The sequence below is a fragment of the Bacillus xiamenensis genome (genome assembly GCF_000300535.1).
Lineage (GTDB): Bacteria > Bacillota > Bacilli > Bacillales > Bacillaceae > Bacillus > Bacillus xiamenensis.
The window spans coordinates 38,143-62,864 of record NZ_AMSH01000013.1 but is presented as its reverse complement, the minus strand read 5'-3'; the positions used below and the strand labels follow the sequence as shown (position 1 = coordinate 62,864).

General features: G+C 41.7%; 16 protein-coding genes, 2 pseudogenes and 1 riboswitch. Of the genes and pseudogenes, 4 read left to right on the top strand and 14 right to left on the bottom strand.

All coding sequences use genetic code 11. From position 1 onward, the window contains the following. Positions 1 to 182: 182 nt before the first annotated feature. The 8 genes and pseudogenes from BA1_RS06965 to topB all read right to left on the bottom strand — a co-directional run bounded on the left by BA1_RS06965 (position 183) and on the right by topB (position 13,472). A complete protein-coding gene (locus BA1_RS06965) occupies positions 183 to 1,904 on the bottom strand; it encodes a pyruvate oxidase (RefSeq protein ID WP_008357141.1) in 1,722 nt (573 codons plus the stop codon). Between the two features lie 70 nt (positions 1,905 to 1,974). Then, positions 1,975 to 3,801 (bottom strand): APC family permease, encoded by a 1,827-nt coding sequence (locus BA1_RS06960; RefSeq protein WP_008357140.1) that lies wholly within the window; start codon positions 3,799 to 3,801, stop codon positions 1,975 to 1,977. A 111-nt stretch (positions 3,802 to 3,912) separates the two neighbouring features. Continuing rightward, positions 3,913 to 4,057, bottom strand: a riboswitch (cyclic di-AMP (ydaO/yuaA leader). A gap of 66 nt (positions 4,058 to 4,123) precedes the next feature. Continuing rightward, the gene (locus BA1_RS06955; RefSeq protein ID WP_008357138.1) at positions 4,124 to 6,214 is read right to left on the bottom strand and encodes a cellulose biosynthesis cyclic di-GMP-binding regulatory protein BcsB; all 2,091 of its coding nucleotides are present in this window, start codon (positions 6,212 to 6,214) and stop codon (positions 4,124 to 4,126) included. Between the two features lie 4 nt (positions 6,215 to 6,218). Then, the gene (locus BA1_RS06950) at positions 6,219 to 7,442 is read right to left on the bottom strand and encodes a glycosyltransferase family 2 protein (protein ID WP_420196190.1); all 1,224 of its coding nucleotides are present in this window, start codon (positions 7,440 to 7,442) and stop codon (positions 6,219 to 6,221) included. A 37-nt stretch (positions 7,443 to 7,479) separates the two neighbouring features. After that, positions 7,480 to 9,195: a DUF2334 domain-containing protein gene (locus BA1_RS06945; protein ID WP_008357122.1), complete on the bottom strand. Its 1,716-nt coding sequence runs from the start codon at positions 9,193 to 9,195 to the stop codon at positions 7,480 to 7,482. After that, a pseudogene (locus tag BA1_RS06940) lies at positions 9,185 to 10,036 on the bottom strand (GGDEF domain-containing protein). The gene BA1_RS06945 and the pseudogene BA1_RS06940 overlap by 11 nt, the downstream one beginning before the upstream one ends. Then, positions 10,017 to 11,099: a glycosyl hydrolase family 8 gene (locus tag BA1_RS06935; protein WP_008357119.1), complete on the bottom strand. Its 1,083-nt coding sequence runs from the start codon at positions 11,097 to 11,099 to the stop codon at positions 10,017 to 10,019. The pseudogene BA1_RS06940 and the gene BA1_RS06935 overlap by 20 nt, the downstream one beginning before the upstream one ends. A 186-nt stretch (positions 11,100 to 11,285) precedes the next feature. After that, the gene (gene topB / locus BA1_RS06930; RefSeq protein ID WP_008357118.1) at positions 11,286 to 13,472 is read right to left on the bottom strand and encodes a DNA topoisomerase III; all 2,187 of its coding nucleotides are present in this window, start codon (positions 13,470 to 13,472) and stop codon (positions 11,286 to 11,288) included. An 851-nt stretch (positions 13,473 to 14,323) separates the two neighbouring features. Here topB and BA1_RS06925 point away from each other — a divergent pair. Then, positions 14,324 to 14,620 (top strand): DUF3817 domain-containing protein, encoded by a 297-nt coding sequence (locus BA1_RS06925; protein ID WP_008357116.1) that lies wholly within the window; start codon positions 14,324 to 14,326, stop codon positions 14,618 to 14,620. A 75-nt stretch (positions 14,621 to 14,695) separates the two neighbouring features. Here the strand turns inward: BA1_RS06925 and BA1_RS06920 are convergent, their stop codons facing one another. After that, a complete protein-coding gene (locus BA1_RS06920) occupies positions 14,696 to 16,945 on the bottom strand; it encodes a hypothetical protein (RefSeq protein ID WP_237739195.1) in 2,250 nt (749 codons plus the stop codon). Between the two features lie 162 nt (positions 16,946 to 17,107). Between BA1_RS06920 and BA1_RS06915 the strand changes: the two genes are divergently transcribed. Then, a complete protein-coding gene (locus BA1_RS06915) occupies positions 17,108 to 17,326 on the top strand; it encodes a hypothetical protein (RefSeq protein ID WP_008357112.1) in 219 nt (72 codons plus the stop codon). Between the two features lie 13 nt (positions 17,327 to 17,339). After that, positions 17,340 to 17,522, top strand: a complete 183-nt coding sequence (locus BA1_RS06910) for a FeoB-associated Cys-rich membrane protein (RefSeq protein WP_008357110.1) — start codon at positions 17,340 to 17,342, stop codon at positions 17,520 to 17,522. Between the two features lie 618 nt (positions 17,523 to 18,140). Here BA1_RS06910 and BA1_RS06905 read toward each other — a convergent pair. Together BA1_RS06905 and BA1_RS06900 are read right to left on the bottom strand one after the other, a co-directional pair. Beyond that, a pseudogene (locus tag BA1_RS06905) lies at positions 18,141 to 18,552 on the bottom strand (pyridoxamine 5'-phosphate oxidase family protein). 293 nt (positions 18,553 to 18,845) lie between these two features. Next, complete coding sequence (locus tag BA1_RS06900) at positions 18,846 to 19,715, bottom strand: SDR family oxidoreductase (RefSeq protein WP_008357104.1); 870 nt, start codon at positions 19,713 to 19,715, stop codon at positions 18,846 to 18,848. Between the two features lie 160 nt (positions 19,716 to 19,875). Here BA1_RS06900 and BA1_RS06895 point away from each other — a divergent pair, with 160 nt between their 5' ends. Beyond that, positions 19,876 to 20,487, top strand: a complete 612-nt coding sequence (locus BA1_RS06895) for a class I SAM-dependent methyltransferase (protein WP_034738626.1) — start codon at positions 19,876 to 19,878, stop codon at positions 20,485 to 20,487. A 16-nt stretch (positions 20,488 to 20,503) separates the two neighbouring features. Here the strand turns inward: BA1_RS06895 and BA1_RS06890 are convergent, their stop codons facing one another. The 3 genes from BA1_RS06890 to BA1_RS06880 all read right to left on the bottom strand — a co-directional run bounded on the left by BA1_RS06890 (position 20,504) and on the right by BA1_RS06880 (position 24,523). Next, the gene (locus BA1_RS06890; RefSeq protein WP_008357098.1) at positions 20,504 to 22,591 is read right to left on the bottom strand and encodes a BglG family transcription antiterminator; all 2,088 of its coding nucleotides are present in this window, start codon (positions 22,589 to 22,591) and stop codon (positions 20,504 to 20,506) included. A 130-nt stretch (positions 22,592 to 22,721) separates the two neighbouring features. Further along, positions 22,722 to 23,804, bottom strand: coding sequence for a C45 family autoproteolytic acyltransferase/hydrolase (locus tag BA1_RS06885; RefSeq protein WP_008357097.1), 1,083 nt, complete (start codon positions 23,802 to 23,804; stop codon positions 22,722 to 22,724). A gap of 86 nt (positions 23,805 to 23,890) precedes the next feature. After that, on the bottom strand, positions 23,891 to 24,523 hold the full coding sequence (locus BA1_RS06880; protein ID WP_008357095.1) for a GDSL-type esterase/lipase family protein: 633 nt from the start codon (positions 24,521 to 24,523) through the stop codon (positions 23,891 to 23,893). Positions 24,524 to 24,722 lie beyond the last annotated feature (199 nt).

Below are 24,722 nucleotides of genomic sequence, written 5' to 3'. Positions count from 1 at the left end.
CTCCATTATTGATCATAAAGTCTATTTTACCTTTCTCGACGAATTGGAAAAATAGGCTTTAAGTTACAAAAATATCTTTCGGATATTTTCATATGGAAGAAAACAAGTGACAATTGAAATGATTTTCTCTGTTCAATATAAAAAAGTCAGTCCCCCTTTTTAGAGGACCGACTACATTTGGTTTAGAAAAAGCGTTTTAGACTTTTCTTAAGTGGAGGAATATCCATCTCACCTTTTTCAAAGAATTTTTTCAACAAGTATTTACTAAATCCTGCTGCTTGTGTGTACGTAATTTTCCCAGGTAATGGCGGCTCATTGGTCACTGCAACATCAATGATCACAGGTTTATCTGCTTGAAGCGCTTGATCAAAGGCTGGTGCTAGTTCTTCATGTGATGATACTGAGATTCCTTGGCCGCCGCATGCTTCTGCAAATTTTGCAAAATCGATATCTTCTAGCTCTATACCGTAATTGATGTTTCCTTTTACCTGTTGTTCATATTCAATCATTCCAAGGTTGTTGTTGTTTAAGATGACGACAACGATCGGCAGTTTATATTTTACAGCTGTCACAAAGTCTTGCATGACCATTGTGAAGCCCCCGTCCCCACAGACAGCAATGGCTTGGCGGTTCGGTTCATTTAATTTAGCGGATATCGCCCCAGGTAAACCACAGCCCATTGTGGCCAGCCAGCTGGAGATAATGAAATCCTGTTTTTTCATTTCAAAATGACGCGCCATCCATACAGTCACATTACCGACATCAACTGAAAAAATGGCATCGTCTTCGACTGCTTCTTCTAGTCTAGCGATCACTTGCTGCGGTTTAAGTGGTGATGTGGCAACGGATTTTTCTTTATCCATTTCTTCTCGCCACTTCATCATATGCTCTGTACAAGCTTCAAGGAAACCTCGCTGTTCTTTATATTCAATATAGGAGGTTAGTTCGTGCAGACCGTTCTTACTGTCACTTACGATTCCCACTTCTACCGGATATCTTTTACCGATTTGATCCGGTTTGATATCCAATTGAATGGCAGGTGTGTCTTCCGGTAAGTAATCCCTATATGGAAAGGAGGTTCCTAGCATGATTAATAAATCACATTCTTCCATCGCTTCATATGCCGGCTTCGTACCAATCTGACCTAGATTCCCTAAAAAGTATGGATGCCTGTCTGGAACAACACCTTTTGCAGGAAGTGTAATGACGATTGGTGCAGCTGCCTTTTCTGCAAATGAAAGAAGCTCTTCTTTTGCTTTTCGTAATCCTTTCCCTGCTAAGATGACTGGCTTCTTCGCATTGTTAATGAGCTGAGCAGCCTTTAGCAATTGATCTTTCTTCGGCAGAACTTCTCCCTCTACATAAAGAGGAGATGTATAAATAGGTTTACGCTTAATTTTTTGAGAAAACAAATCATCTGATACAGTGAGAACGGCTACACCTTTATGGGTATAAGCTGCTTTGATGGCTTGATTCAATAAGTCAGGCAAAGCTTCTGCTGTTTGTACCTGCTGATTAAAGACAGCGACATCATCAAACATCCGCTCTAATTTGATTTCTTGAAAAGCATCTCTGCCTACTTCGGTTGATGCAACCTGCCCTGCAATCGCTAAAACAGGTGCACCGTCTGCTTTTGCATCGTATAGTCCATTTAATAAGTGGACAGCACCTGGACCAGCAATTGATAAACAAACACCGAGTTTACCAGTTAGTTTTGCATCAGCCGCTGCTGAAAGTGCTGCCACTTCTTCATGTCTTGTTTGGATAAATTGAATTCGGCTTGATTCATGCCTAAGTTCTTCGATCAATTCGTTTATGCTGTCGCCGGGCATTCCATAAATATGTTTCACGCCCCACTCTTCTAGCAGCGCTGTTACTTCTTTTCCTGCGGTTCTTTGCGGCATGTGAGAAAACTCCTTTTTTCTTTCTCCATACCACTGCCATGTGTTGATCAAACGTTTCAACTTGCTCTTGTTACTTTTTAAAATGATAAGGAAGGGTGGCGACCACAATATCCCGCTTCCATAATAAACGGAATCTTAATAAAAAAGCAGATTGATTGTGCAAAATGGCATGCCATCTTTTTTTCGGGATAAATTGAGGCACGAGCACCATCACTCTATATTGATGCGCATTTGCTTTCGCCTCAATCGTTTCAAGAAATTTATCAAGCGGGTGAATGAGACTTCGATAAGACGAATGCAAAATCACAAGACGCACATCACTATTCAGTTTTTCCCAATCTTCTTCAATCTTTTTGTCTCTCTCTTTATCAAAGGATACGTGAACTGCGATGACTTGCTCTGATAAGGATTTTGCATATTGAATAGATTGTTCAACGACACGTGTGACACCTGCTATTGGGACGATGACCACATTTCCTTTGATGTCGACAGGCTCGGTTTCATTCAATAGACGTAATTGTTCTCCAACAGACACATAATGTTTCTTAATAGAATGAAAAATAAATAGAACGATTGGCATGAAAACAAATACAGGCCATACAAGATGGAACTTGGTCAAAATGAGAATCATGAGAACTGTAAACGAAATCAGTGCTCCCACTATATTGATTGGCATTTTCGTTTTCCAGCCCTGTGGTTTTTCTCGAATCCACTTTACACACATACCTGTCTGAGACAAAGTAAATGGAATAAACACACCGACAGCATATAGCGGGATTAGGTGTTCCGTTTTCCCATCAAATAACCAAATGAGCAACATGGAGGCTACACCTAAAAAGATAATGCCATTGGAATAACCAAGCCGATCTCCTCTTACGGTAAACATGCGCGGCATGTATTTATCTTTTGCTAAGTTGACAGCCAATAATGGAAAGGCTGAAAATCCTGTATTTGCCGCTAATATCAAAATTAACGCTGTAACAGCCTGAATGACATAATAAAAGAATGTCCGTCCAAATGTGTCTGATGCAATTTGTGACACAACCGTTTCTTCTGGTTTTGGTGAGATGCCAAAACCAAACGCAAGCAATGTCACACCGACAAATAGAACGGCCAGTAATCCCCCCATCATCAATAAAGTTCTTGCTGCATTTTGTGCAGCTGGTTTTTTAAAGGACGGAATCGTATTTGAAATAGCTTCAACTCCAGTCAAAGCAGAACAGCCAGATGAAAATGCTTTTAATAAAAGAAATAACGTAATGCCAGGTACGTGTGTACCAAATGCTGTATGCTCAGGTGCTGGCGGTACTTGCCCTGTTAATAGTTTAAAGCCGCCGACTCCAATTAAAATGAGCAGTGAAAATACAAATAGATAAACAGGATAAGCCAATATAGATGCCGATTCCGTCAATCCACGAAGGTTTAGCACCATAATCAATAAGACCAATACGATTGAAATCATGACATGATATGGATATAGTGCTGGAAAAGCCGATGTGATGGCATCGGTACCCGCTGAAATGCTCACTGCTACTGTTAAAATATAATCTACCAGCAATGATCCACCAGCGACCAGCCCTGGTTTTTCACCTAAGTTTCTGCTTGAGACGACATATGCCCCGCCGCCTTCTGGATAAGCATAAATAATCTGGCGGTAAGATAAAATTAACGCCATTAAAAGAATTAATACACAACCTGCAATCGGGAGAGAGTACCAAAACGCTGCCGCACTGACAACTGATAGAACAATCAAAATTTGTTCTGTACCGTATGCAACTGACGACAATGCGTCTGATGACAATAATGCCAAAGCTTTGATTTTTGATAGTTTTTGTTCTCCTGCTGCCTGTGATTTTAATGGTTTACCAATTAAAATACGCTTCAACAAACTGTACATGTGTTGCCCGCTCCTTTAGTGTCAAACGATTTCATTACAAAAGATGGATCGCCAAAAAGACACAGAGGCAATAGAATGCCCCTGTGCCTATTCTTTAGATCACAGGTTGGTCTTTGCTCTCTTTAACGCTTACGAGGTTAGCTGACGGATTCGGGCGCATGAGACTTTGCCCTACCTTAAAAGGATTCACCCCACGTGGTGTGTTATACCACAATTGGTTCCCCCGCTCATCGAAATGATTCAGCGATTGGTCTTTTATAAAAGAGATCATACTCCCGTTTGACACCAAAGTAAAGAGATTTTTTCAAGGTCTTTTGATCGTTTAAAACTCAGTCTTTTTACGGTTTTTTCGTACAAAATAGACCATCATCACAAGCACAAATAGGATGAGTGCAGCTATACATGCAAAGTAGATCCAAGACTCGCTGCTACTTTGTTTTTCACCAGTTTTCAGATCGCTCGATGTGCTGCTGACCGTTTGATGATTAGAGAACATGTCTTTGTTTTTACTCTCTATTGCAACTGTTGCGGTTTCCGTATTTGTTTGAAGGAAATGGATCACTTCATTTGACACATCAGCTTCAGCTGCATTCATTCCTGAAAAGACTGTCATGGTTTGTTCTTTATTCCAAACCGATGGCTGTGTCCATACAATTCGGGCAGTTGTTTCGTTGATCATGCCAAAGGTGGATACATCATATTGATCCTTATTTGTTGGAACGATCAGATCGTCTGCTTTTTCTTTTAAAAGGGTGAACGTTTGAATGCCTCCGAAGAAAATAAGAGAGTGATTTTCCAGTTGTTTATTTGTGACATTGGATGCTTTGATCAGGTGATATTGAGCAGCTTCTGGCTGACTAAATGATTCCGTGAGCATGGCCATTTGATTGATTGTTTCACGCTTGATTTGATCTGGTATGATGATCAATGTTTTTCCCTGCTGTGCTTTTGAAGTGAAAGGAAGCGGCCATGCGGCTAAATCCGGCGTATCACTAGATGTTCCTTCTGGAATTTGAAGAGAACTGCTCTTGTCAATGAATATCCAGCCTTCTTCATCTGTGTGTCTGCATGATTCCATGTTTTTAAAACCACTTGTGACAAATTGCAAATCAATATATTCGTTTTTTTGGAGCACCTGTGAATCAACTGGAATAGAGACATGATAGAATCCATCCGCATCTTTGTTTCCTAGTTTTGTTAATGGTACATCATGTGGTTCGTCATTGATCATAACAGTTAACCGCTCTGCTTTGCTTGACGCAACAGATTTTTTAAATGATAGATTGAGCTTTGCGCCTGATTTTTGGTTGGCAATCAATGCCTTCGGATAATAGTAATGATCAGATGCTGGCTTTTTGGTTCCAACGGTGAGATCATTTCCACCAAAATCTTTTAAACGAATATGGTGAGATGGCTTAGACGTTTTAGCTGTCACCTTTTGAAGAAGCAAGTCTGTGCCAGTGAGTTGACCTGTCAATTCTGGCTGAGTTAGAACATTGATTTTTTCAGCAATTGTCGCAGGCTTTTCAGCTGTTATAAATAAGATAGGCTGTTCTTTCTTCTTTGCTGTCAGGGTTCTCACCGCTAACGTGAGATGATTGCTTTCTGTTTTTATTCCCGCAGCTTGTTCAATTGATTTCATCCGTCCATCCCAGCTTCCTTTTGCTCCTACAGCAATCGTTGGGTGAGCCACTTGCTTGATGTCCTTTTCCTGGATGAGTTTGATGTCTCTTTGGCTATTTTTGTTTTTCAACGTACGGTATAGTTTGATGGCTGCTTCTAATTCGGCTGCATCCGGTGAATTAGGAAGCACAATATCAGTTTGTTCTTGCTGATCACCTGTTTGAATGAAAGGGAATGGGAAGCTGTCTAATGTGAGGTCTTTCGTTTGAATTCCTTTGAATATAAGCTCACTTTCAGGATATACTTTTAGCCAATTGGCAGGTGTCTCTTGGTTGATACAAAGACCTTCTTTTAAGACACCATAAAAAGCGAGCTGAATTCGATGAGATCCTTTTTTCAATTGTGCGTTGTTCAATTTGATTTGAATCGACTTCTTTTGGATTTTCCCTGATACAGGGATCGTTTTTTCAATCTCTCCATCAACCATGACAATCAATGAGGATGGTGAGATGAGTAATGGTGAGGCCTCTATATTTAACGTCAATGTGCTTGATTCGACTTTTTCCTTATCTATTTGATAGGAAAATTCAGTGTGGTCTTCTTGTCCGTATAGGGTCACTACATCTTCTGATAGGTGCTGCGTTTCTGTTTTATTTTCTGTTGAGGAGCGAATCCAATCATCTTGCACTTGTACTCGATTTGATTGCGCTACCGCTTGACCTGCCATGAAAAAAGGCTGAATCGCAAGGGATAATGCCCATATAAAAATCATCCATTTTACCGATTTCAATTTGTCACCCGCTTTTCTTTTGTTGTTGATTGTAACGCTCGGTTTTGTACCATTTCACTTCTTGTTTCAATAATCGGCTCTTTGCTTCTGCATATAAGGAGTACACGACAAGCGCAATCCATACTTGAGAATAGGTGAAGTACATGAGAACCACAATGAGAATGTTTTGTTTGGTCAGCTCTGTTTTCTCAATACTCAATGTCATCATTACTTCTGTTAGAAAGAGGAAGAAGGCCAATCCCCATAGAATTAGTGCCACAGTCCCAATAGATAGGTGAAGATCGACAAATATATTTACGATAAATATGCCATTGGAGAGCAATACGCCAAAGAAAAACAAGAAATACGTAAAGAAAAAGTAAAACAAATCGAAAATCATTCGTTTTCGTTTAAGCTTCATCCATTGCTTTAAAAATTTAAGCACTACATATTGATTGCCTCTAGCCCAGCGTGTTCGCTGCCGCCACCAGACCTTCCATGTCTCTGGCTCTTGTTCCCACGTGATCGCAGCAGGGAAGAATCGAATGACATATCCAAGGTTATATACACGGATCGTTAATTCGGTGTCCTCAGCCAGAGCATGCACATCCCAGCCGCCAAGCTCTTCTAAGATGTGCCGGCGGATCGCGAAGTTTGTGCCTGGTATTGTCGTAATGCCAAACCACTTCCACCTTCCGCCTTGCGCCATCCACTGGAAGCAGATGGTCTCTATATTAATGAATTTGGTGAGAAGGTTTTTGGCTGCATTGATCACCCTGAATTTCCCGACAATCGCGGCCGCTTTTGGATCATTCAATAATCCAAGAACTAAATGATAGACGGCTTTTTTTTCTGGCATGTTATCTGCATCGTATACGCAAATCACCTCTCCAGTCGAAGCCTTCAATCCTTCATTTAGGGCAGTAGATTTCCCCTTTCCAGCAAATGGCGGCTTTGTTTCAATCATATGGATATGCTCATATTGCTCACTGAATGTTTGCACAATCTCTCCTGTGCGATCAGAGGAATTGTCATTAATCACAATGATTTCAAGGAGATGTTTTGGATAGGATAGCTGGACCATAGCTTTTAGCGTTTGCCGAATGACCACCTCTTCATTATGAGCTGGAATGAGAATGCTGACGACCGGCAGCTCTTTCCCTTGTTTTATCCATGCAGGTAGCACTTTTTCGTAAGTGAGATAATGCTGAAAGCCTCCCTGCATTAGGAACATATGGTATAGGAGCATGACCCAAATCAGTATTAATGATAAATAAAATAAGATATCAGCCACCTGATTTTCTCTCCTTAAAAATACGTTTTTTCATTGTCAGCCTTAAATACAATGTGTAAAAAGCAAATGCCACAATAAAGAGCAGCACCACCATTGTGAGTATTCGCAGCATATTTTCCATGCCGCTTCGTTTGACTGTTTTTGTTTCAGCTATATTGGATTGCTCTACTTGAATATGTCCATTCCCTGATGTGTTGATCTGTACATGGGCGGTTTGAACCGTCTGTTTTGTTTTCTTTAAATCCAGCCATTGACTAGAAGGGATTGCATCCATCTGTGTGACCAAATCCTGCAGTCCATCTATCCCCGCCTCCACCTCATAGGACAACCCAATGGCGGCGGATTGGAGATGCTGCATGGATTGAATCGTCTGCTCAGTCAGTACGCTTGAATCTTCTTGGTCAGTTGCTGTCTCTACAAGCTGTTCAGGATATAAGGTCATGCCATGGAGCATGGATGGTGTCGTCAAAAATGGCGGTGCACCTTTTGTTTTCCATGTATGGTCGGAAAGCTGCACCTGTCCAAATAGACTTGACACATGCCGGGAAATCACTTCATAGCCTTGTTGCGATATGGCATCATTCGGCACTTCAAATGCAAGCGGATATAGTCCTTGCTGCGTTAGAAGCTCAATCCCCTTTGTGAGTTTCTCGGTTGTATAAATGATGTCTTGTTGCTGATTGGATTTGATATAAGTCTTGTAGTCTTTCTCATTCGGAAAATGGCTTTTACTCAGCTTCTTCTCGGCTTTCTGCGGCACATTTGAAGTAATAGGCTGATCGTACTTTGCATCCCAAAACTCAAAGCCCTGACCGGATTCCTCTGTTCGATACGTACGGCTAAACCCATGAAGAATCACGCTGGCTCCACTGCTTTGCAATTGTTTTAACACCTGCACAAGCTGAGGGCGATCATTCAGTGTCACTTCATCACCTGTAGCCGGATCAATCCATACAGGAGTCACCGAGATGAGAAAAGGAATATGCCGTTCGGACACGTATTGTCCAAGTTCCAGCAGCTTTTTCTCATCAGTGACTGGACTGATGCTCCCCAGCTGTAAGTACTTCGTCGTCATTTGATCAGAAGCCTGAAGGAGACTTTCAAGCACCTCTGCAAGAAGCTTGTTATGCTGAAGGATATCTAAGATGCCGATATATGCCGCACCTTCTTTTGTTTGAATCACAAATGGCAAATCTGCTTGATTTTTCTTCAAATAAAATTCACTTTGCAGAGCTGCTCCTTGAACCGTCAGAGCTGTGATTCCTCTGTCAAAGTGACGATATGTCTGATCATCAACACCTTTGATTTGACTGGTATGATCTTGTTTGTGAAAAGTAAGCTTGGAGAATGGGCGTAGCTGTTCCGCATTGTATCCAATTGCCATGAGATGTTTTGATTCGTTCATGATACGAATGGTTTGTTTTGGCAGGGTTCTCTTGACTTCCCCCATATAGATGACGTGTTGAAATTCATTCATCTTCTTTTGCGACAATTGTTCATCGGGTATGACCATCGTTCGTTCGGAAAAATGCCCCACAAGTACATCAAGCATCTGAACAGCTGGCGTTGCCTCACCTGATTGTGTTGAATAGATGATGAGGGTGCTAGGTTGTTTCTTAAGAGCATCGGCTGAGGCAATGTCTTTGACCGAAAGCAAAGAAAAAAGAGCGATTAACAAACAGCCTTTCATCAAACATTTAAAGTTCATTCATCATCATCTCGTTTTCTAGTTCTTCTAAAAATTGCTCTGGTGTACGATAGTCCGAGCTGCTTGTTAAATGACAGACATGAAATGTTAAGGTCACTTCACGCCCATTTAGTAAGACATGCGTTTGCAGTTTATCTTTTAGCTTTTCAAGGACGACAGAGACGTTTTCTTCAGGTGTGTGGGTGAGCAGCAGGCCTATTCGTTCTTCGGTTAATCGAAATTTCTTATCTGTTTCTCTCACACTCTCGCGGATCTTCATACTTAATTGTTGAAAAAGATGTTGCATTTCTTTTTCTCCATATAAGGATTTGAATTCCGCTGCGTAGTGCATATGAAGAAGGACAAAGACAAATGGCTGTTTGTATCGTTCTGCCCGTTTCATTTCCTCGGATAATTCCAGCCTCATCCGCTCGGCATTGTCAAATCCTGTTGTCGAATCAATCGCCACAAATTGTTTGATGGCCTGTTTTTATTGTCCGATGGTGTGCCGCATCGTTTTGATACGCTCATGTAAGGTTCCTGCCGACATGGCGAAAAAGAGGAGTGCCACACCCCATATCACGACATCTTGCAATGTTTGATTAGAAAAGAGTGGGTTCGTGTGACCAAGCTCTGTAAAGAACATCCCGCTTCCTATAAAGAACAAAATAAGCAAGGTAAAAACCAATGCTGGTAAAATACCAAATAAAATGCCGCTTCCTAACACGACGAATGTCAGTGCGATGATCATGAAGCTCTCCGCATCATGTACATTTAAGTAGCCCATAAATAAGATGAGTCCTGCAAACGTGAGGAGCAGAGTATAATACGTGCGATAGGTGTCACTGAATAACCGATTCATTTAGAAGCTCCCTTTCTGCAATTAGAGGCAATAAATTATCAAATGAGTGTGTGTCTTCTTCGTTCATGTATCCTCCGTAATAAGGCTTGAGAGGATCTTGAATTTGTAATCCTTTCATTCGGTGATAGACATCTTTTGCAAAATCTTGCTCGTTCTGTTTGAGCGCATATAAGATGACCAGTGCATAGACTGAAGGCGATTCATACGTCACAGCTGGCTGCAATGTGCTCAGCTCATATCGTCCGTACAGTTTTCCTTCTTCTTGGAAATTCGTTTTCAACCATTTCATGATCGCAGAGGTATCAACCTGTGCGTATTCGGCATAGAACGCCGTATAAAGTTGGTCTATCAAGTTGATTTCTTGATTAAATGAGTAGGCTTTTTTCTCTATGTCATAGGATGTCGGAAAGAATCCTTTTTGTCTCGGTGCGTTTTGAAGAATGGCCAATTGGCTGTTCAGCATTTGGTTCGTGAATATTTGGAGGGATACCAATTCTTTGATGGCTTTTGGGTCAATATATGAGAGTGTGATTGTGTGTGAAGTTTGCTTTGCCGATGCATCATAATAATCGGTCAATATGCCTTTGAACATGTTTTTGTCTTTTAACGCTTGTGCGATGTCTTTTGCTGTGGTTTGATACGCTGAATTCTGCCACAATTGATCTGCCTTTTGAAGTGCTGCCACTACACGTAAGTCATCGACTAAAGCATTGACTTTACTTGTTTGATTGGATTCGATTTTCCAGCTAAGGAGATCATGATCCAGTAAGAATTGAGTGTGCAGGACGTCTAGCTGCTGATCAAAAGAGGGTTGGTCTTTTTTTCGAACAAGATAATCCATCCAAAGTCCAAGTGATTCAGATAAATAGATGTGCTGCTTTGAAAAAGAGGTGCGAATCATGCCTTGATTTGTCATTAAATGGTGCGTGATAAAATATTCCCCTGGCAATACTGGTTGTGCAGATTCTGGATGAGCTGGCTCTCGCTGCAGCTTCCAGGTACATCCACCTAGTAGAATGACAATGAATATAATGATAGCCTTACGATGTATGGATATATCCATTCTTGCCCCCTTTCAACTCCCCATTCTCTAAGCATCTAATGATTTATTATAGAGCGTTTTTGTTTTAATTTAAATACATATTTTATAGCAAATTACGAGTCTTTTTGCATACATATTCCTATTTGCAGAAAAATTTTATGCTAAACACTCAAAACCCCACGCGGTTTCGCATGGGGTTTTACACAACTATTGATCTAATTTTAATTTCTTCAATTGTTCTGCTAGTGCGTTATTGATTGGTTCTTCCACTTTCTTTTGCTTCTTCATATATTTAGACACATCGTGCTTACTGGCTCGTTTTTGATTGGATTGTGATTTGCGTTTTTCGAAAACAGACAGTTTTTCTCTATGGCCGCACACACAAGCAAAGATTTTGCCATCGCCTTCTCCTCGCAGCTCGAGCTTTTTATGACAGTTCGGGCAGCGTGCATTTGTTTTCTTCGCCACATTTTTGCGGTGTCCGCATTCTCTATCCTGACAAACAAGCATGGTGCCGTTTTTCCCGTTCACTTTCAACATAAGTTTTCCGCAATCAGGACAATGAGTGCCTGTCATATTGTCATGCTTAAAGGTTTGGTTCGTCTGTTTGATTTCAGATACGGCTTGTTTTGCATATGACTTCATTTCACTCATGAATTGAGAAGCTTTCAATTGGCCTTTCGCAATTTTAGAAAGCTTTTGTTCCCATTCCGCTGTTAATGCAGGTGACTTTAAGTCTTCAGGTACTAAAGAGAGCAACTGCTTCCCTTTCGATGTCATGAAGATGTCTTTGCCTTTTTTCTCGATTAAGAAGCTATTAAACAGTTTCTCAATGATATCGGCTCTTGTTGCCACTGTACCCAATCCGCCCGTTTCACCAAGGGTTTTCACTAAGTCCTTTTCCTGATTCTGCATAAAGGCAGCCGGGTTCTCCATCGCAGATAACAGGGTTGCTTCATTAAAACGAGCAGGAGGTTTCGTTTCTCCTTTTGTTTCTTTCAGCGTTCTGACTTCAAAAGATTGACCTTCTGACAGTGCCGGCAGATGCTGATCTGCTTCGGCTGATTCCTCGTCTTCATAGGATTCATCATAAACAGCTTTCCAGCCGGCTGATTGCACGGTTTTTCCTTTTGCCGTGAATGTTTCATCGCCTATCTTGGCAATCACCGTTGTTTCCTCGTATTCAAAAGGATTCATAAGTACAGCAAGGAATCGTTTGGCAATAAGATCATATAATTTACGCTCTTTATCACTTAATGCACCAGGATACAGCTCTTCCTCGGTTGGAATGATCGCATGGTGATCTGATACTTTTGCATCGTTGACGAAGCCTTTGTGCGCTTTCACACCTGATTGTAAAATACGGTTCACATGCTGTGCATACGGTCTGACATTCATCCCTTTTAGTCGATCTTTTAATGTAGGAACGATATCCGCTGAAATAAATCTTGAATCTGTACGCGGATATGTCACAAGCTTATGCTGCTCATACAGACGCTGAAGCGTAGACAGTGTTTCTTTCGCTGAAAAACCGTAGCGTTTATGCGCATCACGCTGCAATTCAGTCAGGTCGTACAGCCCTGGAGCAAAAGCTTTTTTCGCTGTTTTTTTCAATGCATCGATCACTGCTGGTTTTCCTTTACAGCCTGCCAAACGCTCTTTTATGACATTCTCTTGGAATGTGCGGTTTTGCTTTGTTTTGGCATCCTGCCACGTCAAGGTAAGTCCATCTACTTGTGCAGTCATTCCATAAAACGGCTTCGGCTGGAACTGCTGAATGTCTTCCTCTCGCCTTGCGATCATGGCAATCGTTGGTGTTTGCACACGTCCGCAGGATAACTGTGCATTAAACTTGGTTGTCAGCGCTCTTGTTGCGTTGATCCCTACAATCCAGTCTGCCTCTGCACGAGCCACCGCAGAGCGATACAGGTTGTCATATTCTCTGCCGTCTTTTAATCGTTTGAATCCTTCTTGGATGGCTTTGTCTGTGACAGATGAGATCCATAGTCGTTTCAGTGGCTTTTTCACATGCGCTTTTTCAAGAATCCACCTTGCGACAAGCTCCCCTTCACGTCCAGCATCTGTTGCGATGACAATGTCTTTGACATCTTTTCTCGCAAGCTGCGCTTTGACCGCTTGGAACTGTTTACCTGTCTTTTTCATCACGACAAGCTTGAGCGGCTCTGGAATAATTGGTAAATCCTCTAGACGCCAAGATTGAAATTCCTTTCCATAGCCTTCTGGATCAGCAAGTGTAACCAAATGACCAAGCGCCCACGTGACAATGTATTGATCTCCTTCTAAGAAACCATTTCCTTTTTTATGACACTTCAGTACACGTGCAAGGTCACGTCCTACTGAAGGTTTCTCTGCTAATACAACTGTTTTTGACACTAGATTTCACATCTCTTTCTTCTATCCATCCTTTTATTATAGCAGACGTGGAGATGCGGTTCTAATGGCTGAACATAAATGAGAAATGGAGCTGAAACACTAGTGTAAAGACAACACTTGAAATAGAAACATCTCTATACTGAAACGCATTCAGAAAGTCACACGAAATAAGAGCTTGTAGTGCCACTTAAGCACCGACCCTCCAAATTTTCAATCCATAATATGTTTTCCAACCATACAAAAAACACCTCTGTATTCAAAAAGGCGTTTTGGGGGCTGAAGTTTTTCGAGGCTTAAAGCTTAGCTCACAATCTTTGCAGTACAAGTAACTAACTATTCTTTCTCTGAACCCAGACAAGTAAATAAATATGATGACAAACAAAACAATTCCAAGTGTCTCTTTTATAAAAGGGATAAACACTATTCTTGTTATCAGATAAGAGATATAAAAAGAAATACCTAACATGAGAACTACCGAAACACAACCTGCACTTCTTACTCTCTTTCCCACACGATTACTATTACATCTAGGGCATCTTTGCCATTCCAAACAAACAACCTCCTTTCTGAATTTATGTAAATTTTATCATATAAACAATAATATTCCATTTTTATTTTTTAATGTTCAGAATATAGAAGGTGAAGAAAAAAGAACAAAAATATAGTATTTATGCCATAGCTCGTTTCATTGATATCAATTATTCTTTAAAATCCATCACAACAGCAACTCTCCCATTTTTTAAGCATTCATTGAACATATTTTGAATTTTTCGTAGATTTCAGCATGTCCAGGCGGTCTTTCGTTTATATTAGAAGATGAGAAACTAGCTTTTATACAGGAGGATTTGTATATGCATACAAGTATTAGCCGTCTGAGACAGGCGGGTTTTATTGAGGGTATGTCTCTTTTAACCCTTCTTTTAATTGCCATGCCTCTAAAATATTTTGCGGATATTCCGATGGCAGTCACGATTGTAGGCTCTCTTCATGGCGCATTGTTTGTGATCTATATGCTTGTTTTGGCATATGTGACTTTTAAAGTTCGCTGGCATTTGAAATGGTCTATTGCTGGCTTTTTTGCGGCTTTTATTCCTTTCGGTAACTTCGCTTACGATAAGGTGCTTCGTCAATTTGATACAAAAGCTTAATCAAAAAGGGCTAAAACGATATTCGTTTTAGCCCTTAGTCTTCACGCTGAAGCGTCCTGATAAAGGAACGCTTTTTTATATTGATGCATATTTCACAATGGCTGCTTGACGTGTCATGTCGTCATACGCCACCCATAGTTCATCTCCAGGTAATACGCTGGTGATTGGATCAATTGGCTGCTTCACCTCGTACAGCACGCCATTTCTCTCCACTTGAATGATTGCTAACGGCAGGTTGCCGATCACGCCAGCAAAGGAGACATTGGTTACTTTTGCACTTCCTTGTTTCTCTTGCAAGAGATCCATTTCTCTCTCTAACTCTTCTTTCTTTGTTTGGATCGTTATTTGAGTTCCTGATGTGATCTGCATATGATCAGGGATGAACTGGCTGACCGTTTTTGTGATGGACTCATCTCCGTTTGAAACCATCACATCAAGCTGAATAGGCTTTTGTTCATGGATGGCAATTGGATATTGCTTCACACGCTGGATCGTTCCTGTTAACGTCACATCTTTACCCGATCGATTCCGCACTTCATGACCATAGGCTGCCATTTTGAGCTGGCCGTTGATGTCGACGAGATCGGCTTTTTCTCCTGTTGTAAATTCAAAACCAGCGGCTTGAATCATTGGAATGATATACGTTTTCTGATCCAATTCAAATGTGAGTGATAAGACGGTGCCTCGTCCTACGGTTCCATAAGATTCTATTTTTCTTAAAACAGCGCCTTTGATGAACTTTGGCTGAATTGGCTGCGAGAAGTCAACTTCTTTTAAGAGCATTGCCCTTTTCTTCTTCGGATCATAGTGAACGACAATACGCTGGTCTGGCTGCGGTATCTGGGTGTAGGATACAACCGTTTTAACCGTCTTTTCTATGCGCTGTCCTTCATATTCAAATTGAAGCCGCATGCTGACAACAGGCTGTTCATTGATGTAAGTGCCCGTTTCTTTAACAGACACAATATTGGCTTCTAATGTGACACTGTCCTTAATCTTGTTCTTTCTCACCCGTCTCAAAATTGGCGGCAGGAAGATCGCTAGCACAAATAATAATAGCGGGATCAAGATCCATATCGCCCAGTTAAGAATGAGCGGTCCGCCCTTCATTACATATTGCGTAAAGGTATCAACAGACGTTTGGTGGGCTGGACTGGCGTTTTCAATTGAGATGACCTTTTGCAAAGGAAATTCCTTTAGCTCTTTGCTTTTCGTCTCAAATGCACCCGTTAATTGCTTGTCAAATGAATAATAGAGCCAATCGCTCTTCACATTTTTATTGAAAGAAAGCTCTTCTCTTTGTAAAGATTCATATGAAAACGACTGCAAAAGCTTGCTGGCAGACGTCACCTTATTCGTACGATGGTTATACATATACCCCGTCAGTTTGCCTTTTGCCTCGTCCTTTGCTGTAGAGCCCGCAATGAGAACTTCTTCCTCATTGAGCTGGTACACGTACGTTTGATAAATCGGTTTTGGTGTTGGAACGACTTCTCCAATCCCTCCATCTGCTGTTACTTTCCTTGCTCTTTTTGGATATGCCGATTCTACGGCGACAACAAAGTCCTCGGATGAGCCAATCGTTTTTTTCAGCTGCTGTTCCACTGTATCATCAATGAGACTAAACGGTTCATCCCCTTTGGATACATAGACCCCAAGCTGATGTTTTTGATTAGAAATCCCGCTGACATACGCCTTCTTGTCATTTTTCAAGGTGACTTCAAATATAGGAATAGGGGTTTGCCCTTTAAAGGAATTCATGACTGCATCAACGGAAACAGGTCTTGCTGGCAGCTTTAGCTGATTGAGCTTGTGTAAGTAAAACTGACCATTTTTCAGCTCACCGATAACCGCTTCTGCCCCTTCCGTTTCTCCTGTAAATACGAGCCTTCCATTCCATTGATATGTATTTGAACTTAAAAATGATGGCACCTGTACTCTCTTTTGAACGAGCTCTTTTCTCTCGCCATTTGGTGACAGCTTCTCGATCATCAGCTGCTCATCTTTATTTTTGAAGGCAAGTAAGAGGTTGTTTCCTTGAATGGATGGCCATATTTCGTTAAATGGGTCGCTTGATATGGTCCATTCCTTGATTCTTTTTGCTGAACGAGTGTCATACATTGCGTAATGAAGCTGCTGGTCTTTTGATACAGCACTCACCACTCGTTTTCCTTCATCAAATGTGAAGATTCGTTTGACGTCATTCTCTTTGATTTTCCCATCCGCCAAATCCTCTTGATAATGATTCCACACCATGACACTGAGAATGATGGCTGGAAGAAAGAAGACCATATATCTCAAGAAAATTACTGGTATTCTTTTCACGTGACCGCTTCCTTTCATGAAGTTCCCTTATCTTATACGTCAGTTCAGCGAGAATGTTTCAAACGCTGGAAGAATACCCTTTACATACCGCAAAATCCATATTTTACAGATTTGATGGTTTGCGATAAAATCCAATCAGATTCAAAAAAAGGAGTTCTCTGATTGGATAAGCTTTCGTCTTTCATTTTAGCTGCTTGGCTCCGTGTTCCACGATGGTTCAAACAATGGCTGCTCGTATCCATTACCATTTTCTTTTTTTATCTGTTTTTTGTAAAGGGGCTGACTCGTTGGCACACATTGCCGCCCGTCACCTTGGTCTCATGTATGATTGGTTCTTTCTTCATTTGGATGATGTGGTTAAAAGGTCAAAAAAACAAGTAAAAAGGAGAAAAACATGAAAGAATCCATCTTTTATTTTGCGGTCTCTTTTATTTTGCAATTTGTTTGGTTTGGGGTTGTGCATCCAGATAGAGGTGTGACACTGCTGGACATGTTCATCTTTTCTATTTTGTTTGCGGTGATGTTCTTTTTCATTCGGCGGATTTGGCGGTATCAGAAGAAAGGAAGCAGTGAGTGATCATGAAATATGCTCTATTCACTGCTGTTATCTGTGTGTTTATCATTCTATTTTTAATGTCGAATCCTTTTGAAGGGGACGCTATGCGGATTGTGTCCGCCTTGTCCCTGCCTTTTTTCGGTATGATCGGTTTAGGTATTTTATTGTTTAAAACTTAAAAAGGCTGCCAAATAGATGGCAGCCTGTTCCTTACTCTTTTCATGCAAATAAATAATCAATGTTTAATCTCCGTCACGGAGTGTATGAATTAAGATTCGATCATATCAGTGTGTCATATGTGTTCCGAGTGAACCTACGTTTGAAAGTAAACGCCATGGAAGTTCTGGATAACAAGACAACGAAAGCCCTACCTCTCATTCGTCCTTACGGCTCCGAAGCCGTGCCAGTGTGAATTGTAAATCAAAACGTCTTTTTTCCATTCTTCCGCTTATATAGGGGGGCGGGAGCAGAAGGAAAAGAATAAGTTTGTTCGCTTTGACAGCGTCTCGTTCTTATCAAGTAGAAGCTCTATTGCTTCTCATTATGTCATAGAAAAAAGAAAGTTTACTTTCTTTATTTATTTGCTTATTTCAACACTTAATATCAAACTATAACACATTCCCCCTGCTTACGCAAGTGTTAAAGTGATAATTCTGCTGGTGTACGACTTCCCTCATTCATATAACGGATGGAGGTTGGGTCAATTTTCAGAATCACTAAGTTTGGATCATCTTTTCCTTTAAACCATTTCTCCATTTCCTCTGACCAAAGGCGGTCAATCAATTCTCGGTCATCTGTTAATGTAGCGGTGCCTGCAATTTCAGCATACGTATCACCAAATCCTTCGCCTGTATATCCAATGAGAATATGAACATTCGGGTTTTTTTTAATCTCATCTGCTTTATGTGTTTCTTTGCTCGTTGGTGTATATAGCGTCAGCCCGTCATGAAAAAAGTGTATGCGGCTGATCCTGTTCAACCGTCGCCAGCGTTCCGACCTTTTGCTCATCTAATAAGTTCAGTACCTTTTGCTTTAACTCTTCTTGTGACATATATCTTCACTCCTTCAAATATCATCCGTACTGTTAGGTTTCCACGACAATCCATTCATTAAACAAAGAAATGTGTTTTTCATAAAAAGAGATCTTCTAGCTGATGATAAAGAAAACAGGATCAATGAAAGGGGAAGTTGAGCATGCATCATGAAACGATGTTTCATTTGGTTTCACTTGTCATTGCGGCAGCTGTTGTGGGGATTATCATCTGGTCTGTCACATCTGTGCAGAAAAATCGCAGGAAATACTAAAAACACCGCCCAACAAAAGCTGGGCGGCGGTGCTATTGATCATGTATTCATAAAGGAACCACCATTGACGTGAAGGGTCTGTCCTGTCATATAAGACGATTCATCAGAAGCAAGCAGCACATAGCAGCCGACATGCTCTACAGGCTGACCAGGTCTTCCCATTGGGGTTTCGGCCCCAAAGCTTTCCACACTGTCTTCATCAAATGTAGATGGAATGAGCGGTGTCCAAATTGGACCAGGTGCCACGCCGTTCACCCGAATCCCATCTTTCACAAGCGACTGTGCCATAGAACGAGTAAAGCCGTTGATGGCCCCTTTCGTCGCTGTATAATCAATCAGCACTGCGTTGCCTCGATAAGGGTTGATAGATGTTGTATTAATGATCGAACTTCCCGGTTTTAAGTAATCGAGCGCCTTTTTCGTCAAATAGAAATAAGAATAGAAGTTTGTTCTAAACGTTTGGTGAAGCTGTTCACTAGAAATATTTTGAATCCGTTCTTGCGGATGCTGTTCAGCCGCATTATTCACTAAAATATCTAATTGACCAAACGCTTCAACCGTTTTCTCTACCGCTTCCTCGCAAAAGGCTTCGTCCCCGACATCTCCTGCAATCGTTAAGCATTTGACACCTTCCTGCTCGATGCGCTTTTTCGTGTCCTCTGCATCCTCATGTTCATTTAAGTACACAATGGCGACATGTGCTCCTTCTTTGGCATATGCGACAGAAACGGCACGTCCAATTCCGCTGTCTCCACCTGTAATCAGTGCGACTTTTCCTTTTAGCTTGCCAGACCCTTGATACGACTCATCCTCAAAGATCGGCGCAGGATTCATTTCTCTTTCACTGCCTGGCTGCTGATCCTGTGTTTGGCGCGGAATGCCGTTTGTTAAGTATTCACGTAAATCCATGTGTAAGCTCCTCCTTGATTTGCGGATGTATCCTTTCATTACCACTTCACTTGTTCTTCAAACATCACGATGCCGTACAGATGCGTTTTTGAAAAACAGGTTGTCATGTTTCGAAATGGGAAAATTCGGTTACATGATCATCAAAAAGGAGCGTTTTCATATGCTGTCAACTCTCTCAAAAACCTTTAGCAGACCAAAAGGCTGGCTTGGAAGCATTGCAGGCTTCATTATGGCAAATGAAAATAAAGCATTGAATCAGTGGGCGATCCGTCACTTAGAGCTTGCTGATGGGGAACACCTGTTAGAAATTGGCTATGGCCCGGGTTACAGTATCAAACATATGCTAAGGCATTATGATGATCTTCACATTGATGGACTGGATGCCTCTTCCACCATGCAGGAGCAGGCGAAGACCCGCATTAAGAAACGATTAAAAGACGAACAGGTCCGGCTGTATGTCGGGAAAATTGAAAACTCACGTTTGCCAGCAGAGCAGTACGACAAAGTGCTTTCTGTCAACAATTACACGATTTGGGATGACCCAAAGACTGGATTACTCAATCTTTATCACACCTTGAAACCTGGCGGAAAAATCGTGATTGTGATGCAGCCAAGAGAAAAGGGAGCGGGCGCCAGCCGGACAACAGAAATGGGTGAAGAGATTCTGCATCACTTGCAGTTTGCTGGATTTGGCCAATTTTCTATTGAGTACGAGGAAATTCGTCCTACCCTCGCTGTCTGTGTCACAGCAAAAAAGCCGAGAAGCGAATAAGCTCTCGGCCTTTTTCCTACCATTTTGCCTCTTTGACAAATTGGTAGAACAGCTGATTTAATTTCTGCTCAATGTCTTCCTTTGTTCCGTGTCCATAAAGCGCTGTGCTTTCTTCGCTTTCGATGATGGATGAACTGATCAGACTAAACATTTCAGACCCTTCTTTGCCAAGCTCTAGCGGCACGAGCATCATGAGCATTCTTGACATGAGCTGCTCTTTGCCATCCATGCTTTTGATCTCGTATGCCTCATCAAGATCATAGATATGAAAGATCGGCTTCTTGATGAACTCATGCTTTAAGTGAAAAAGAGCGAACTCGGTCCCCGGAATGCCTAGACCTCCTTGCTGTTCACGTTCAAGTAAGCCGGCCGCCACGTCGTCCGCACGGTCTACATATCCTTGGCTTTCAAGCTGACGCATCAGCTCTCGGATGGTTTCCTCATGCTGATTCATCGTGTTCTTTTTTTCAATTGTAAAATGGGACAAGATGCTGCGAATGACAGACATATAATTCGTTATCTGCTCTGCCAGCCCCATCATATCCACTGGTTCCTCCACCGATTCTTTCACAGATTCCTGCGCTCTTTTTTTCTCAATGATATACGGAATCTTGCGTTTAATATGAGACTTGACACGCATGGCGTCATCCTCGTTTAAGAGCGGACTGACCATAATGTAATCAATATGCTCATATGGGATCGGAACCGTTGATACAATCATGTCATAGCTCGCCGCGTCGATTTCCTTTAGTTCCATCAAGGAAGATAGATCGAATTTAGCGATCTCTGGCAATTCTTTTTTCAATCGTGATGCGAGCATTTTGGACGAACCGATTCCGCTTGAGCAAACGACCAATGCATGAATCTTCGTTTCTTCTTTTTTAATTTCAAGAACCGAGCCAAAGTGAAGCACGATAAAGGCAATTTCATCTTCTGGAAATTCAATCTCGGGAAAGAAGCGCTCAACCCCTTCTTCAATCGCCATGAACAGCAAAAAGTAGTCTTTTTTAATTTGTTGTTTGAGCGGATTATAAATCCGCATCTTCTCCTTTAATCGGTTCATGGCAGGTTCAAGATGAGACACGAGTCCCTCATACAATGAATCATTTTCATTTAAATGGTAGCCTGTTTTATGAGAAATAAAATCGATGAGTTTTTTCGTTCTCAGCGCAATATCCAGTTCAATCTCATCAATGCGATATTCTGCCTTAAAGCTTCGGTTTGCACTACGCAGATGGATGGTCATATATCCGACCTCTGCTTCAGGAATCTCGACATTAAACATGCGTTCTAGTGCTCTTGCGATTCGCAGTGAGGATTCAAATTCCTTCGTCCGCTTTAATTCAAGCAATTCTTCCTCTTCCATCCGAATGGTTTCACCGATTTGAATGCGTTCGATGGCATAGGTTAAGTGAACGACGAGCGCAATATAAGCACTATCAGACAATGAGAGCGACAGTCGGTTTTTCAAATGAAAGAGTAGCCTCTCTACCTTGAGCAGCTGTCCCCTGCTGACCACTCCAAACACTTTTTCAGTCGCTTTCGTTCGATGTTTAATATTCATTTCAATCGTTTCTAAAAATAATTGAATGTCGAGCCGGTCGACAATGAGATTGCCGACAATTTTTCGTTTTGCTTCCTCCGGTCCTTTTAATTCAATGCCGTACCCGCGCTTTCGAATGAGCAGTAAACCATAAGGAGCAATCCAGTCCGTCAGTTCATCTAAATCGTAGCTGATGGTCGCATTTGTGACCTGCAAGTCGGCTGCAAGTGTATATAATTTCACCGGTTCCTTTGCTTCAAGCAGTGCACACAGGATTAAGAGCTTCCGTTCATCAGAACTATATTCAATTTGATCTTCATTTGAAATGTGAGCCAGAAGCCGCTGCTTGTCTTCCTGTTCACCGACTGCCTTTAGGCCCTTCCCCGGTTGTTTATCAAGTGATAGGTTGTAACTTTTTAAAATCGGTTTAATGGATTTAAGTTCTCTATGAATGGTTCTTGTACTCACCTGAACAGAATCGGCGATCTCACGAATGGTGACATAACGATTTTGCTGAATCATATATTTGATGACTTTTTGTTCTCGTGCCGTTATGTACATGAAATGCCTCCTTCTGCTTACTAGGTCTATTGTCACAATTTAATATAAAACGCTTTCACTAAACGATGCAATCTGAAGTTGTTCTAAATTTGGCAAACGGTCTGTGACAAAATGAAAGACCTTCTCCACATCATACGTTTTTCCAAAATGACGGTCCATACTCCTTTTGATGAAATTGAACCTTTTGTTCTTGAAAAGGCAGTGAACCCCCGGCTTTTAAAGAATAAGTCGGATTGTATACGGAAGAGCCAAAGCAATAATCGATTGTGCCTTCTTCCGGACGGAACAGGACGGTTCGCATCGTCCCAAACAGCTCTTCATAATTGTGCACAGTCAGACCAGCGGGATATTCCGTTTGGAACAATTTAGCAAGAGACTCGCTTGATCGCTTTTCTTCCAAAGCCTGAATCAACAGATTGTATCTGACAACAGAGTGATGTTTGGTTAACCCTTTTGCCGTTTGATCAGCTACCGGATGATTCGTTGCTGCAATATATCCATGCTCCGGTTTTCTCACCATCTTTTGCCCATCAATCATTTCGATCACAGCCGCGTCTCCTTGCCGATCGGCGAGCATGAGGTGAACATTTGAGGCGACAGGCATTTCCTGTATCAAGCTGGCGGCTTCCTCAACCGTTTCACAGGAATCCAGAACAGCTCGAATCACGTGATATACTTGCAAGCCAGCAACGGCTGGTGGCTTTAAACCTGGTTCATTGCCAATAGGCGGTCCGCATGCAGAAAAGGTCACAGACAGACCATGCTCATTCATTCCATCAGATCTGCCAAATAAGATTAATGATGATCCTGTATGAACCGCCAAACCTTTCACATGTGTAGACACAAGGCGCATATCATCAAACAGCGGGGAAAAATCATAGTTGCGCAGCATCACTGTTTGTTGATTGTCCGTCTTGTTTCCCTGCCTCACACAATGCGAACATCCAGGCTGAAGATGTGATGAAAAGAAAAAGGTCAAATGACTTTCATTGATTTGCAGTTCCTCACAAAATCCAGCGAGCTCTTCCTCTAACTGAGGAAGATATGGGCGCAGCAGCTGCTTCGTTTCATTCACAGCCTCTTTTGCCACAGGTTCGGTTTGAAGGTATTGTTTCTTGAGATAAGGATGCTCCTGAAGCCAGACAGCCTGCTGCTTTCCTACCTCATAAGCTGTTCCTTTCATTTCATGAAAATACGCGCTCATCTCCTGCATGCATCCACCTCTTTTATCTTCGTTTCTCTTATCATATCGAAACAGGCATTTATTTTAAAGGATGAAAAAAACTGCAATCCTATGGATCACAGCTGTTTAGCGGATTGTTGAATCAAGGCTTCTGCCATGGCTTGATACCCTTTATGGTTCGGATGAAATTGATCCAACGATAAGTAATCTCTTTCATGGCCTTCAAACGCGCGGTAAACATCTACTACTTCTACATGCGGACTTGATGCGAGCAACCGAAGGTGTTGATTGTATTGCTGAAGCCACCGCTCCGCTATCGGAATGTCAGGAAAAGGATTATATAAATTCATGAGATACACGCAGTATGACTGATGCTGCCCTTTTTTGATCTGAGCGATTTCTTGAATCATCTTGCTAAAATTCGTCTGGCAATGCATAGACGCTTGCAGCAGTGTCTTTTCATCTCCACCTTCTTCATACTGCAAAACAGCTTGAACAAGATCATTCCCGCAGCCTGTAATCGTGATGATGTCAGCTTTTGCAATAGCACGTCTTACATCAGACTGCTTGAAAAGCTGCAGGATGTCTTCCGTTGTTAACCCTGATTTCGCAAAAACGGACAGCTTAACCGGCGTATGCAGCTTTTTTTCAAGCATCACCGCATACCGCTCAGCAAAACCTCCGCCAAATAAACGAGCCCCCACCCCAACCGTTAAGGAATCTCCAATCGCAACATAGGATCGTCCCACTCTTATCCCTCACTCTCTCATGCCTTCTCTTATATATACGAAAAATCAGAACAGATGCTTGTAGCAGATGGCTTATGGGTATCCATCTTTTTTTCAAAGGCATAGGATGAGTGCATTTACAAACACTTTACTTGCGATATTGACCCATTTTTTGTTCAATGGGAGTAGGCTTTTTTGCTTAAACGGGTGTTCCAACGCC

What these genes read in the sequence shown, in the direction of transcription:
- BA1_RS06925 (WP_008357116.1), top strand. Translation starts at nt 14,324, where the DNA reads ATGCATACAAGTATTAGCCGTCTGAGACAGGCGGGTTTTATTGAGGGT.
- BA1_RS06910 (WP_008357110.1), top strand. Translation starts at nt 17,340, where the DNA reads ATGAAAGAATCCATCTTTTATTTTGCGGTCTCTTTTATTTTGCAATTT.
- BA1_RS06965 (WP_008357141.1), bottom strand. Translation starts at nt 1,904, where the DNA reads ATGCCGCAAAGAACCGCAGGAAAAGAAGTAACAGCGCTGCTAGAAGAG.
- BA1_RS06895 (WP_034738626.1), top strand. Translation starts at nt 19,876, where the DNA reads ATGCTGTCAACTCTCTCAAAAACCTTTAGCAGACCAAAAGGCTGGCTT.
- BA1_RS06960 (WP_008357140.1), bottom strand. Translation starts at nt 3,801, where the DNA reads ATGTACAGTTTGTTGAAGCGTATTTTAATTGGTAAACCATTAAAATCA.
- BA1_RS06890 (WP_008357098.1), bottom strand. Translation starts at nt 22,591, where the DNA reads ATGTACATAACGGCACGAGAACAAAAAGTCATCAAATATATGATTCAG.
- BA1_RS06900 (WP_008357104.1), bottom strand. Translation starts at nt 19,715, where the DNA reads ATGGATTTACGTGAATACTTAACAAACGGCATTCCGCGCCAAACACAG.
- BA1_RS06945 (WP_008357122.1), bottom strand. Translation starts at nt 9,195, where the DNA reads ATGAACTTTAAATGTTTGATGAAAGGCTGTTTGTTAATCGCTCTTTTT.
- BA1_RS06935 (WP_008357119.1), bottom strand. Translation starts at nt 11,099, where the DNA reads ATGGATATATCCATACATCGTAAGGCTATCATTATATTCATTGTCATT.
- BA1_RS06950 (WP_420196190.1), bottom strand. Translation starts at nt 7,442, where the DNA reads ATGCTCCTATACCATATGTTCCTAATGCAGGGAGGCTTTCAGCATTAT.
- BA1_RS06885 (WP_008357097.1), bottom strand. Translation starts at nt 23,804, where the DNA reads ATGCAGGAGATGAGCGCGTATTTTCATGAAATGAAAGGAACAGCTTAT.